Source organism: Pedobacter sp. N36a (genome assembly GCF_014472395.1).
In the GTDB taxonomy this organism is placed as follows: domain Bacteria; phylum Bacteroidota; class Bacteroidia; order Sphingobacteriales; family Sphingobacteriaceae; genus Pedobacter.
The window spans coordinates 354,901-368,099 of sequence record NZ_JACSZW010000003.1 but is presented as its reverse complement, the minus strand read 5'-3'; the positions used below and the strand labels follow the sequence as shown (position 1 = coordinate 368,099).

The following is a 13,199-nucleotide window of genomic DNA, read 5'->3' as shown; positions in this document are numbered from 1 at the left end:
TTTATCAAAAGAAAAGTTTACAGCGTTATGGCTGATCATTTTTACCAAACTAATGTGGTACCGTTTTCAGTGGGGTGACCGGTACAAACCAGTACTCTTCCCGCTTCAATTTCGTTGTCCATTAAAACTTCATTGTAATCCATTCTTACCTTTCCTTTGGTACAATTGGCAGTACAAGTACTGCAAATACCGGCATGGCAGCTATATGGCAGATGAATGCCCTGTGCTAAAGCTGCATCTAAAATGCTTTGGTGATAAGGCACACTGATTTCCTTGATTTCTCCTTTGAAATGGAGGATCACAGAATAGGTATTCGTGTCTTTAACGACTTTTTCTGTCGTATCATCTTCATCGGCCTCATCTTCAGGCAGGACAAACGTTTCTTTTTTGAGCTGTGATTGATGGAAACCCAGGTTCAATAGGGTAATTCTGCAGACATCCATGTAATCTACGGGTCCGCAGGTATACAGCAGGGTATCGTCTTTTTCAAATTCCAGATTTTCCGCGACGATCCGTTCAATCAGCTGTCCGTTTAAGCGGGCCATCATCAGATTTTTAGCCGTGCTGAACAGGTAAATGATTTTTAAACGGTCTGGATATTTTGCCTGCCATTCGTTGAGTTCTTCGTAGAACAGGCTCCCTTCCGCAGATTTGTTGCTATAGGCTAAAATGACTTTGGTATGTTTTTCAACGGTCAATGCCGTCTTCAATATCGAGAATAAAGGCGTGATGCCTACCCCTGCAGCGAATAAAAACACCGTTCTTTTGGCATCTTCCTGCGGAATATAGCTGAATTGTCCGTTTGGTTCCAATGCAGTGAGCACCTCAGCAACAGCGGTATGGTGGTGCAGCAGCCTGGAAATTTCTCCATTTTCTACTCTTTTAATCGCAATTGCTAAAGGTTCATCAAGAACTGGGGAACTGCAAAGGGAATAAGATCTCCTCAATTCTTTTCCATTCCGCTCAAATACAAGCGTTAAGAATTGTCCGGCCAGATAAACAGGTTTCACTGCTGCTATTGGCTCAAAACTGATGAGGAGAGTTTCGCCAGGTGTATAGGTCATCCCGGTAATGCGCAGTTTTAACAGTTTCATAGGCGAGTAAAATAGTGATTTTCCGAGAAAACAAAAAGCCGGAATAAATTCCGGCTCCCCCCTTTGTCAATTTTTTTTATTACTCTGCCCGCTCTGCTTTATCCGCTTCGTTGGCAGCCTTCTCCGCATGGTACGCTAAAAACGCTCTTGACGCTTTATAACCATACTGATTCGGAAATTCCATGATTTGTTTCATGGAAATCAATTTGTAAACGTAACTAGCGGTTTCGCTATTCAGTTTCATCTTGAAATAGTTGTCTTGTTTTTGCCTGTTGATCTGTTTCCGCATGTGGTTATCTCCCACATTATAGGCGGCCGCAACGAGTGCCCAGTTGTCAAATATTCCGTAGAGTTCTTTGATGTATTTGGCGGCGGCGATCGTAGACTTTCGTAAGTTATTACGTTCGTCAACTTTCGAATTTACTTTCAAACCATAGCTGCGTGCAGTAGCTGGCATAAACTGCCAGAATCCTGCTGCTCCTTTCGGAGAAACGCCCGACTTTAATCCTGATTCCACTAAAGGCATATACTTAAAGTCTTCAGGAATGCCGTAGGCGGCAAGTATAGGTTCTATTACAGGAAACCATTCTGCTGCCTTATTGTGCAAACGATTGGTTTGTAGATGACTGTAACTAAATTTAGCAAGGGCCTTTTCCATTTTCCGCTCCACAATCGCATCCCCTAATGGTAGTCCTTCCTCTGCAAATTTTAGATCAGCCATTGTTTGAGCTGGCTCCTCGATCTCTGATACTAATGTATCCGTATTTTTTGTTGTTTTTTCTTCTTTTAAAAGACTTTCTGCTGCTTGGGGCATGTTGTAAGCAAACACTTTTGCGATTACCAGTAATGTCATGATTACCGTTAATGTTATTATGTGTTTCTTTATCATTTTCCTCCTTTTTTTGGTTAACAATTTTAAAACGTTTGCAAAGATAACGTATATTATCTTAACTATCAACCTTTTACGAAAACTGCTTCCAAAATCAACGTTTAAACACCCATAGACCACGATTTTTTACAACTCTTACATCTTCGCAAAATAGTAGCAATAAATTGCTCGATTTTTACTAAATTTGCACCCGCATAAATTATGCGGAATAATAGCGTATCATGATGAAAGACAACAACAGGAACAGTCGGGATGACAAGTCCAAATCGGGCAACAGAAGTTCAACAGGCCAAAATCGTAGCGGAGGAGACTCTTCTTACAGAGATAAAAGCAAGTTTGACGACAAAGAAGGGAAAGATAAAAAATTTGGTGGCCCGAGAGATTTTAACCCAAGAGAAGGTGGATCAAGAGACTTCAAACCTCGTGAAGGCGGATCAAGGGATTACAAACCACGTGAAGGCGGTTCAAGAGATTTCAAACCACGTGAAGGCGGTTCAAGAGATTTCAAACCACGTGAAGGCGGTTCAAGAGATTTCAAACCACGTGAAGGCGGTTCAAGAGATTTCAAACCACGCGAAGGCGGTTCAAGAGATTTCAAACCACGTGAAGGCGGTTCAAGAGATTTCAAACCACGCGAAGGCGGTTCAAGAGATTTCAAACCACGCGAAGGCGGTTCAAGAGATTTCAAACCACGTGAAGGCGGTTCAAGAGATTTCAAACCACGTGAAGGTGGTTCAAGAGATTTCAAACCACGTGAAGGTGGTTCAAGAGATTTTAAACCACGTGAAGGCGGTTCAAGAGATTTCAAACCACGTGAAGGCAGTTCAAGACCTCATAGTGCAGGTAGCTCTAGAGACGTACCTCCTTCTGACAAAACACGTAGTTATATAAAGAAAGATCATTTCGGAAAAGGGGATCAACCTTTCAGGAAATTTGATGATAATAAAGGCGGCGCTTCAAGAAGTACTGACAGCAGACCTTTTAGAAAAAGAGAAGATGAAGGCGGTTCAAGAGATTTCAAACCTCGTGATGCACGTCCTGACCGCGAAGAAGGTAGCCATACCACAATGCGCAGCAGAAAAGCACCTTTCGTTAAAGATGATGGCTTAATTCGTTTAAACCGTTACATCGCCAATTCAGGAATTTGTTCCCGTCGTAAAGCGGATGAGCTGATTGCTGCCGGTGTAGTATCTGTAAATGGGGAAGCAATTTCAGAGCTTGGGCATAAAATCGACCCTGCGAAAGATGAAATCCGTTATAATGGTGAATTGTTGAAACGCGAAAAGAAAATTTACGTGTTGTTAAACAAGCCTAAAGATTACATTACTACTACTGATGATCCTCAGGAACGTCGTACGGTAATGCAATTGGTAGAGAAAGCAAGCAGAGAACGTATTTATCCGGTCGGAAGATTAGACCGTAACACTACAGGTTTATTATTGATGACCAATGATGGCGATCTGGCTGATAAACTATCTCACCCAAGAAATGGCATCACTAAAATCTATCATGTAGAACTAAGTAAGACTTTAAGTCAAGGTGATTTCAACAAAATCCAGTTCGGTTTAGAATTGGAAGATGGCTTGATCAAACCTGATAACATTTCTTATGTAGCTGGTGGTAGTAAAAAAGAGATTGGTATTCAGATCCACAGTGGTAAAAATAGAATCGTAAGAAGAATATTTGAACACTTGGGTTATGATGTCGTGAAGCTTGACCGTGTAGTTTACGGTAACCTGACTAAAAAAGACCTTCCTCGTGGAAGATGGAGATATTTAGAAGAGCATGAATTGATTCAGATCAAACATCTGATCAAGTAATTCTTATAAAAAGATCCAATAAAATACCATTAGCCTGTTCTTTACTCATGTAAGGAACAGGCTTTTGTTTTTTTAAGATTATTTTAAATAAATTAGCCCTCATGAAGAAACTCTTATTTTTCCCGGTTATTATGCTGGCACTACAAAGCTGCGCGCAGAAGAAAGATTATAATTTAATTGTAGGTACGTATACGAATACAGGAAAAAGTGAGGGGATTTATGTGTACAACTTCGACACCAATACCGCTGCTGTTAAAGCAAAAAGCGTCATCAAAAACGTAGAGAACCCAAGTTTCCTGGCTTTAGGTGACGGCAATAAAGCGATTTATGCGGTCAATGAGACTTCAGAAACCAGCGCAGTGAGTGCCTTCGGCTTTGATGCCGCTTCCGGCAAGCTGACTTTCTTGAATAAGCAAGCGACCAATGGTGCAGATCCTTGCTTTGTGATCGCGGATAAAAAGAATGTGATCACCGCAAATTATTCAGGCGGAAGTATCTCTGTATTTGGGATTGAAAAAGATGGTTCTTTATCTGGTATCAAGCAATTGGTAAAACATAGTGGTAAAAGTGTAGATAAAGCCCGTCAGGGAAGTTCCCATGTACACATGGCACAGTTTACGCCAGATCATAAATATGTTGTCGTAGACGATTTAGGTACGGACAAGGTTTATTTATACGCTTACCATCCTGATGGCGGCAATAAAGTATTAACGGCTAAAGACAGCATCGCCATCACTCCTGGAGCTGGCCCAAGACACCTTGTTTTCAGTAAAGACAGTAAATATGCTTACCTAATTCATGAAATTGATGGAGGGATCACCGTATTCAGTTATAGCGATGGCAGCCTGACCGAAATTCAGGAAACTAAAATTACGGAAGATGGTTTCACAGGAGAAAATGGTGCAGCAGATATTCACTTATCTCCAGATGGCAAGTTTTTATACGCCAGCAACAGAGGTTCAGAAAATAAGATTACCATTTTTGCCATTGAAAAAGGCGGGTTATTGAGTGTTAGAGGACATGTCTCTACTTTAGGAAAAGGTCCGAGGAATTTTGCGATTGATCCAACAGGAAAGTATTTACTGGTTGCACACCAGTATACGAATGATGTGGTGATTTTTGAACGTAACCTGGAAACAGGCGCGTTGACCGATACCGGAAAAAGAATTTCCGTAGGTGCACCAGTTTGCTTGGTATTTGCTCCTGTAAAATAATGAACCTGAAGTAAAACGGATCAAAAGAACGGCCTTTGGATGATCCAAAGGCCGTTCTTTTGATCATGAAATAGGCTACTCCGCGAACGATATGCTGCTAAATAGGTTAAGACCTAAATCGCTCATTCCTGAGAACCCTACAGATGAAGCATCAAACTGTGTTTACTTAGTTGCTGCTTTCAAAACCACCTTTACAGGGTTATTGGTTTTTGCTTCTTCAATGATCTGCGTGTAATAGTCTACATATATTGGCAGGATTTTCTTCAGGTCAAAGTCTTGTGCTCTGATAAAAGCATTCTCTTTAAACTGCTGTAATACCTCATCATTTTCCAGAATCTGGATTCCTTTGGCAGCCATATCATTTACATCGCCTACATTGCTCATAAAACCGCAGAAGCCATCCACATTTAATTCTGGCAATCCACCAGCGTTAGAAGTAATCGCAGGCACTTTACAAGCCATTGCTTCTAAGGCAGCCAACCCAAAGCTTTCAGATTCTGAAGGCATCAGGAATAAATCGGATACGGAAAGAATCTCTTCTATCGCATCTTGTTTCCCTAAAAAGCGAACATGTTCGCAAATGCCCAGTTCTCTACACAATTGCTCACAATAAACACGCTCAGGGCCATCTCCTACCATCAGCAATTTAGAGGGGATTGTTTTCTGAATCTTTTCAAATGTCAGAATCACATCCTGGGTCCGTTTCACTTTTCTAAAGTTGGACGTATGGATTAAGATGCGCTCATTATTAGGTGCGATTGCTTTTTTAAAGTGATCTTTTGGCTTTAAGCTAAAGCGGTTGAAATCGATAAAGTTGGGAATCACTTTGATCTCATTGGTGATCTCAAAATGAGCCTCTGTATCTTCTTTCAGATTTTGAGATACGGTAGTTACGCCATCTGATTTATTAATGGAAAAGGTAACGACAGGTTTATAGGTAGGATCTTTCCCTACCAGGGTGATGTCTGTTCCGTGCAAAGTGGTCACAAAAGGAATATTAATTCCATAAGTTTCCAGGATTTGCTTGGCCATAAATGCAGCTGAGGCATGTGGAATGGCATAATGAACGTGGAGGATATCCAGCTGCTCAAAACGAACCACATCTACGAGTTTACTCGCCAGGGCAGATTCATAAGGTGCGTAGTCAAATAAAGGATAATCCCTTACAGATACTTCATGATAGAATAAGTTGGCAGAGAAAAAGTCCAGGCGTGCAGGCTGACTATAAGTAATAAAATGTACCTGATGTCCTTCATCAGCGAGCGCTTTACCTAATTCAGTAGCGACTACACCACTACCTCCAAAAGTTGGGTAACAAACAATACCTATTTTCATTCTAGCGAATTTGTTTTTTGTGATATTCTTATCTCAAATACACGAGTCAGGCTGTGGGATATTACTCTAACACAAACGCTTACATACCGTGCTGTAAAGACAACACCAATCCAGAAAAACGGTTTGATTTCTTTTGTTTTTACAGATGCAAAGAACAATACTTAAACTGAGCTTTGTGTTAAACAAATGCAATTATTTAAGATTTCATCTGGTCTTTTATGACCAAATACATCTCGTTGGGGCGTTGGGTGCCGATGAAATATTCAAAACCATCGTGATCAGTGAGCACAACAGCATCTTTTCCAGAGGAATAGAAGCGTACACTTCCTTTACGGTGCAGGTTATAAACAGGATTGTTGAACAGGTAATTACTATACGTATCTTTTCTGACACTTTTAATTGTATGGAGGTCAATCTCTACTTTTCTGGCCGACCATAACCCGTCGATCAGGATTTTCTTATCTTCTATGATCGTTTTATATTGAATCATGAACATCAAAATAATGGAAACCCCAATAATCCCGAAACCGACTACCAAAAATAGGTCCTGGGTATTGTCGCGGTCACGTTCGTAAACATAAGCCGCAAAACAAAATGCAGCCATGACCAAACGAATACAGATTCGGATATAATCGCGGCCTATATATTGTTTCTCCAAAAAAGCGTATCGGTTCCCCATCTATATAATTTTCAATAAAGTTACTTGTTTTTTCCTTTGCATAGTAAAGCAACCGGGTTAAGATTGTTTAGAATTTGTAATATATGGCGCTGAGAGGGTCAAAATAGTAATATTTTTTGTCGCAGGACTCAGCCTATACCGGTTGTCCTGACGCATTCCTGCTACCCAAATCACCTCTCCATTTCCATTCAGCAAAATTGGTACCGCATCTTTTCTGGTGACTGGAACTTTTTCATCTATAAAAAAGTCACTGAGCTTTTTATAATGTTTCATTCCGAAAGGTTTGAATTTATCGCCAGGCTGTCTGTTTCTGACAATCAAGGGATAGATCAATTGATCGGTATCGAGATAGGCTTTACAGGGATCTTTTTCGATCTGGTAATTTTTATCAAATTCTGCTTTGCTCAGTCGAACACTGCTGAAAGTCCCATTTGGCGTTTCTAATTGATCTGCTGTTGGATGCCAGCGCAAATGCTGTGGGTTTTCTGCTGGTTTTAGAAGGCTGATGATCAGTTCTTCTCTATTTAAAGTGAGCTGGTGACTGCTGCTGAAAAAAGAAAGCCCACTTTGTTTGTCCAAGGCCTGAATCAGATCGGCAATCACTGCCTCAGAAAAATGGTACGGTTTCAAAAGCTCAAACATCAGCAGTTTTTGTGGATTGAGGCTTTTTACTTTTTCAATAGAAAGGTAAATCCCATCTTGTTCGGTTCTAAACATCGTATTGCGCAATTCTGCGATCACTTGTTGTAAAACCTGTTCCGTATCGGCAAAACGCTGAATATTGTGCTGGAAAGTAAGTTCTAAACTTCCGTTGATTTCTTTTAGCTGAGGAATGACCTTTAGACGAATTTTATTCCTCGCATAATTGGCACTCAGGTTGGAACTGTCCTCTACGTAATCAATGTTTTCAGAATTAATCAAGTCATTGATGGCCGTACGTGTTAAAAACAGCATCGGCCTGATCAGTTTTCCTCTTTTCGGCAGGATGCCATGTAATCCGGCAATACCTGTACCACGGGTTAGATTTAACAGCACCGTTTCTATGGCGTCATCCTGGTGCTGTGCCAGGGCGATATGCTGATAACCTTCGTTGCTGCTCAATTCCTCAAACCATTGGTAACGCAGGTCTCTGGCCGCCATCTGAATGGAAATCTTGTGCGCATTGGCATATTCCTTTGTTTGAAAATGCTTTACATATACAGGAACAGCTAAGGTTGTCGCCAGCATTTTTACAAAATGTTCGTCACGAACAGATTCTTCGCCTCTTAAGTTAAAGTTACAGTGTGCGATTCCAAAATTATATCCTGCCAGTTTAAAAAGATGGGCCATTAAAACGGAATCCCTTCCTCCGCTCACTGCCAGTAAAATCTGGTCATCGCTAGAGAAAAGGGCATTTTGCTCGATATATGCCTTAAATTTATGAAGAGGTAACATCTTTCAAAAATAGCATTTACTAATGGATTTTAATTTTATCGGTATAGCAATATTTGTATTTTATACGTTTAGGGGGTAGCTATAATTTAGATAATCCCTGCTGCGATTTTCAGATCCCTTTAAGAAACAAAAAAATAGCGCAATTGAACTCAATTTATTCTGGTGAAAATGGTAAGCAAAAAACTAACTTTGTAACGTGCAGAAACTATATATTTTTTTCATTTTATTTCTTCTATCGTTTTCTCTACTTGCTCAGCAGAAGACCAAAATCAATCTGATAAAGTCCGACCGAGGCCGGGTAGAAAAGAATATCAATACCACATTCCTGAAAAATCCGGTATTTCAGCAAGACAATGCCACATTGGCCTGCGATAGTGCCCTATTTTATGAATCGAAAAATATGTTTGATGCCTTTGGTAATGTACACATCAATCAGGCAGATACGATCAATATTTATTCGGATCGTTTAACCTATGATGGAAATACTAAAAATGCACATTTAACCAGTAATGTGAAAATGATCGACAAAGAGTCGATTCTCACCACGAACATCCTGGATTATAACCTGGGCAGTAAAGTCGGCACTTATGTAACTGGGGGAAAGATTGTCAATAAAGACGTAACACTGACCAGCAAAAACGGCTATTATTTTTCCAATAGCCGTGATGCTTACTTCCGCTATAATGTGGTGGTGGTTACCCCGGAAACTACGATTAAGTCGGATACGCTAAGGTATAACACCCTTACCAACTGGACTTATTTCTATGGTCCAACAAATATTATGGGTAAAGACGACAACCTTTACACAGAAAACGGAGCCTACAATACGAAAACTCAATATGCATATTTCGGCAAGAAAAACTTGTATACCACTGGCTCGAAATCGCTAAAAGGAGACAGTTTATATTATGATGGCATTGCCGGATATGGGAAGGCAGTCCGCAATATTGTGTTTAGAGATACAGTAGATAAAACCGTGATGTATGGACAATTGGGCTATTATTACAAAATTGATCAGCGTACTGTTGTGACGAAAAATCCATATGTAGGTCTGGGAACTTCCGATTCTATTCAGGTGGCTAAGAAGCTGGTCCCAGATACTTTATGGATGGGCGCGGATACCCTGGAAACACAAATGGTACTTCTTAAAAGTTTAAAATTGATCTCCTCTCCAGTGCTGAAGAAAGACAATGAGATGGGAGAAGCAGAGGAAGCTCCAGAAGAGAAAATTGGGGCAAAAAAGCAGGCTGTGGTTGCGGGGACCGATAAAAGAAAAGATAAGAAAAATGACAAACAACCAGTTGCAGCCATCCCTGTAGGTGCTGCGGATTCCAGCAAAACAAAGCTCCCCGGTACAGCTGATGCGCGCGCTAAAGGAAATCTTCCCTTAAAAAATGATTCAATTCCACTGAAAAACGATGCGGATCATTTGAAAAAGGATTCGATTAACTTGAAAAGCAATCCAATTCCTATAAAAAAGAAGGAAGTCCCCTTGAATAAAAAAGGGGCAAAAAAGATAGTTTCAGACAGCACCATCCTGGTGGTATTAAAGGCAGCGGAAGTGATCCAGCCGGAATTGGTTAAGGACTCCTCAAAATCAGCGCTGGAAAAGGGCAGTCCGGATCCATTGAAAAAGACAGGGGCTGATGCGAAAAAAGCAGGCGCAGTAACCAAAGCAATTGCAGGAGCAAAAATACCTGCAGGTAATAAGGCTGTTGCGGGAGCTAAAGCAGTAATTGGGAATAAAGACACACTGAACAAAACAGTGGCAGGAGCTAAAAATGGGTCTGTAAAAGCAGCGAATGCGGCAATGGCCAAAGATTCTATTCCTTTTAACCCTGCAGACACCATAAAGACAAGGATCATCAAGGCTTATCACAATGTGAGGGTCTATAAGTCAAATATGCAGGCCAGAGCAGACTCGTTATTCTACACCAGTTCTGATTCTACACTTCGCTGGTATGGCAAACCTGTATTGTGGTCGGAAGGCTCTCAGCAAACTGGAGATACCATTTACTTGAAACTAAAAGATAAACAACTGAATACTTCACAGGTACTCAGCAACGCCTTTATGGTAAATGTAAATTTAGATTCTGCCAGGTTCAACCAGATTAAAGGGAAACTGATCACCGGATTTTTCCTGAATGGCAAGCTGAACAGGATGTTTGTTGATGGAAACGCGGAAAGTATCTATTTCAACAGAGAAAAAGATAGTATTTATACCGAAATGAACCAGACGGTCAGCAGCCGCATCAAGATCATTTTCAAGGAAAAAGAGATCAGTGAGATCATCACCATTAAGGACACAGAAGGTGTAAGAACTCCAATTAAGGAACTCAAAGCAGATGTTTTCTTAACGGGATTTACCTGGAAACCGGAACTACGCCCCTTGTCAAAGAAAGAGGTGATCAATGGAAAGCCGAAACCGAAACCGGGGGGAAAGAAACCAGCTGGTCCTAAAGGGCCTAAGCCACCGGCTGAAAAGAAAGGTGGTAAGGAAGCTACTGTCGCCCCTACTGATGGGAAGCCAATTTCTGAAAAAGAGCTCCTCCAAGGAAAGTCATTGCCGAAAAGCATCAATGGTATTCCGGTTCCTTCAACTGACGCAATTAAAGTAGGTTCCTCTAAAACAGATTCTCTAAAAAAAGAAGCGATCAAGGCCATCCCATTAAAGCTGGATAGCACACAAATAGATAGTCTTAAAAAAGTAATTGAAAAAAAAGCGGCTCCAATTAAAGCCGCTATTCTTAACCCGACAGCAAAGCCGGTTACTGCTCCTTCAAAAAAGCAATAAGCTTACGCATGGCAATGGCACGGTGTGAGATTTCATTTTTCTGCTCCATGCTCATTTGAGCAAAACTGAGGTCATAACCCTCTGGGACAAAAATCGGATCGTATCCGAAACCTTGCGTACCCATTGGTTTCTCAGCGATATGGCCGTTAATAATGCCTTCAAAAAGATAATTCTGCTGATTTTTGAAAAGGGAAACTACCGTTTTGAAACGGGCTTTCCTATTGCGCTGCCCTTCCATCTTTTGAAGAACCAGATTTAAATTTGCAGCGTCATCCTTAACTCCGGAATACCTGGCAGAATAGATTCCTGGTTCCTGGTTTAAAGCGGCTATTTCCAGACCGCTATCATCTGCAAAGCAATCCAAATGATAATTTTCCAATACATACTGGCTTTTTAAGGTCGCGTTCTCTGCAAATGTGCTGCCTGTTTCCGGAATGTCTACATGACATCCGATATCCGACAGGTTCAATACTTTATATTGGCCGCGCAATAAATTGCCGACCTCTTCTGTTTTATGTTTGTTATTTGTGGCAAATACCAGTTCAGTGATCATAATCTTAATTGTTTAAGGCTTCCCCATAATGTTTTCTTTCCGTTTGGATCCTGCTCAAGCTTCCTCAATTCTCCTGAGAAAATTACGCGAACATCCCCCTCCATCACGATCTTATTTTCCGGATGGGAAGGCAGCTTTAAATCTCCCGCTGAAACACCAAAAGCAAATACTAAAACACTGGAAAAATGCTGTTGCAAGTCTGCAAAACTAGTTTTCGGGTATTTCGCATAATTTAACAAGGCAAAATCACTGGCCGTCAGATTGATCGATTTTACGATTTTACGCAGCAGCTCTCTTCCTGCCTCATCACTCACCTCGTGATCCGCATCATTTACTAAAATGAGGATCTTCTTCTTATTCTGCCCCAGGAACTTGAAAGATAAGGCTGCTGGCCTTTCAATAGCAGGAAAATGAGGAATCGTTATCGGGATGGTAACCGAAGGGATTACAGGGGCCGTAACTGGAGCAACCGTAGCTGCAGCAGTTCTAGGAACCGCTGATTCTGGGTTTTCTGAATCTGCTGCCACAACAGGTGCTGCAGTGATCACCTCGCTAACTTTCTGTAGATCAGACTTCAGTACTTCTTCAGTTGAAAACCCTTCCTCCCCCTTAATCAAATAAATATCATCTGTAAAAAATAAACGTAAAGCGTCTCCGTTAGTTGTTAGTTCGCTACCCATTAATGCTGATTTTGTTGGAAATCTTTTTTCTGTTAAAATTAGTTAAATATCTTATTATAGTGCCTTTATTTATTACTTTTATGCCTTAAAATATATATAGCATATATCTTTCGTGAGAAAAACTTGTTGCATTATCTTCTTCAGTATGACCTTTGCCGGCGCATTTGCACAAAATGTAGCCAGTATCAATGGGAAACCTGTGAGCAGTAAAGAATTTATGTGGGTTTATAAGAAAAACCACCCTGGGACTTCAAATATTGGATTTAAAGAACTGGAAGATTATTTAAACCTCTACCTGGATTTCAAACTTAAAGTACTCGATGCTAAAGAAATGGGATTTGACAGGGACACGGCCTATCTTTCAGAAATTAAAGACTATGAAACCGCCCTGCGTGCTCAAAAAACGGTGACCCTTCCAAAGGAAACCTACTCGATGATCATCAATGAGTACAAGAATGCGGTACTCATGTTTAATGTATCGGAGATAAAAGTTTGGGATAAAGCACAAAATGACACCTATCAGCTTCGCAACTTTTACGAAAGAAATCAATCACGGTATGGTGGTGGGTCTTTTGAAGAACAAAAAGGAGTGGTAATCGCTGATTATCAAAGAGCACTGGAAAAAGATTGGGTGACACAGTTGAGGGATCGTTATCCGGTAAAAGTAAATGAGTCGGAATTGAAAAAACTTTCGAAATTATAAGCAC

The 13,199-nt window shown here is 40.7% G+C and carries 11 protein-coding genes; 4 read left to right on the top strand and 7 right to left on the bottom strand.

The genetic code is table 11. The annotated features are described in order from the left end of the window. Positions 1–41: 41 nt before the first annotated feature. Both H9X96_RS07995 and H9X96_RS07990 read right to left on the bottom strand, forming a co-directional pair. Positions 42–1,094: a ferredoxin--NADP reductase gene (locus H9X96_RS07995; protein ID WP_187665792.1), complete on the bottom strand. Its 1,053-nt coding sequence runs from the start codon at positions 1,092–1,094 to the stop codon at positions 42–44. Positions 1,095–1,173: 79 nt separating this feature from the next. Continuing rightward, positions 1,174–1,947: a lytic transglycosylase domain-containing protein gene (locus H9X96_RS07990; RefSeq protein ID WP_255431046.1), complete on the bottom strand. Its 774-nt coding sequence runs from the start codon at positions 1,945–1,947 to the stop codon at positions 1,174–1,176. Positions 1,948–2,204: 257 nt separating this feature from the next. Between H9X96_RS07990 and H9X96_RS07985 the strand changes: the two genes are divergently transcribed. Next, on the top strand, positions 2,205–3,803 hold the full coding sequence (locus tag H9X96_RS07985) for a pseudouridine synthase (protein ID WP_187665790.1): 1,599 nt from the start codon (positions 2,205–2,207) through the stop codon (positions 3,801–3,803). 101 nt (positions 3,804–3,904) lie between these two features. Beyond that, the gene (locus H9X96_RS07980; protein WP_187665789.1) at positions 3,905–5,017 is read left to right on the top strand and encodes a lactonase family protein; all 1,113 of its coding nucleotides are present in this window, start codon (positions 3,905–3,907) and stop codon (positions 5,015–5,017) included. Between the two features lie 162 nt (positions 5,018–5,179). Here H9X96_RS07980 and bshA read toward each other — a convergent pair whose 3' ends face one another. The 3 genes from bshA to tilS form a co-directional block, all read right to left on the bottom strand. Next, on the bottom strand, positions 5,180–6,352 hold the full coding sequence (gene bshA, locus H9X96_RS07975) for an N-acetyl-alpha-D-glucosaminyl L-malate synthase BshA (RefSeq protein WP_187665788.1): 1,173 nt from the start codon (positions 6,350–6,352) through the stop codon (positions 5,180–5,182). 196 nt (positions 6,353–6,548) lie between these two features. Next, on the bottom strand, positions 6,549–7,031 hold the full coding sequence (locus H9X96_RS07970) for a hypothetical protein (protein ID WP_187665787.1): 483 nt from the start codon (positions 7,029–7,031) through the stop codon (positions 6,549–6,551). Between the two features lie 57 nt (positions 7,032–7,088). Next, the gene (tilS, locus tag H9X96_RS07965; RefSeq protein ID WP_187665786.1) at positions 7,089–8,465 is read right to left on the bottom strand and encodes a tRNA lysidine(34) synthetase TilS; all 1,377 of its coding nucleotides are present in this window, start codon (positions 8,463–8,465) and stop codon (positions 7,089–7,091) included. Between the two features lie 196 nt (positions 8,466–8,661). Here tilS and H9X96_RS07960 point away from each other — a divergent pair, with 196 nt between their 5' ends. After that, positions 8,662–11,259, top strand: a complete 2,598-nt coding sequence (locus H9X96_RS07960) for an OstA-like protein (protein ID WP_370576723.1) — start codon at positions 8,662–8,664, stop codon at positions 11,257–11,259. Here the strand turns inward: H9X96_RS07960 and rdgB are convergent. Both rdgB and H9X96_RS07950 read right to left on the bottom strand, forming a co-directional pair. Beyond that, entirely contained in the window at positions 11,234–11,809 is a 576-nt protein-coding gene (gene rdgB, locus H9X96_RS07955) for an RdgB/HAM1 family non-canonical purine NTP pyrophosphatase (protein WP_187665934.1), read from the bottom strand. The genes H9X96_RS07960 and rdgB overlap by 26 nt on opposite strands. Next, positions 11,809–12,492, bottom strand: a complete 684-nt coding sequence (locus H9X96_RS07950; protein WP_187665785.1) for a hypothetical protein — start codon at positions 12,490–12,492, stop codon at positions 11,809–11,811. The genes rdgB and H9X96_RS07950 overlap by 1 nt, the downstream gene beginning before the upstream one ends. Before the next feature lie 145 nt (positions 12,493–12,637). Between H9X96_RS07950 and H9X96_RS07945 the strand changes: the two genes are divergently transcribed. After that, positions 12,638–13,195 (top strand): hypothetical protein, encoded by a 558-nt coding sequence (locus H9X96_RS07945; protein ID WP_187665784.1) that lies wholly within the window; start codon positions 12,638–12,640, stop codon positions 13,193–13,195. Positions 13,196–13,199 lie beyond the last annotated feature (4 nt).

What these genes read in the sequence shown, in the direction of transcription:
- H9X96_RS07995 (WP_187665792.1), bottom strand. Translation starts at nt 1,094, where the DNA reads ATGAAACTGTTAAAACTGCGCATTACCGGGATGACCTATACACCTGGC.
- H9X96_RS07990 (WP_255431046.1), bottom strand. Translation starts at nt 1,947, where the DNA reads ATGACATTACTGGTAATCGCAAAAGTGTTTGCTTACAACATGCCCCAA.
- H9X96_RS07985 (WP_187665790.1), top strand. Translation starts at nt 2,205, where the DNA reads ATGATGAAAGACAACAACAGGAACAGTCGGGATGACAAGTCCAAATCG.
- H9X96_RS07980 (WP_187665789.1), top strand. Translation starts at nt 3,905, where the DNA reads ATGAAGAAACTCTTATTTTTCCCGGTTATTATGCTGGCACTACAAAGC.
- bshA (WP_187665788.1), bottom strand. Translation starts at nt 6,352, where the DNA reads ATGAAAATAGGTATTGTTTGTTACCCAACTTTTGGAGGTAGTGGTGTA.
- H9X96_RS07970 (WP_187665787.1), bottom strand. Translation starts at nt 7,031, where the DNA reads ATGGGGAACCGATACGCTTTTTTGGAGAAACAATATATAGGCCGCGAT.
- tilS (WP_187665786.1), bottom strand. Translation starts at nt 8,465, where the DNA reads ATGTTACCTCTTCATAAATTTAAGGCATATATCGAGCAAAATGCCCTT.
- H9X96_RS07950 (WP_187665785.1), bottom strand. Translation starts at nt 12,492, where the DNA reads ATGGGTAGCGAACTAACAACTAACGGAGACGCTTTACGTTTATTTTTT.
- H9X96_RS07945 (WP_187665784.1), top strand. Translation starts at nt 12,638, where the DNA reads ATGACCTTTGCCGGCGCATTTGCACAAAATGTAGCCAGTATCAATGGG.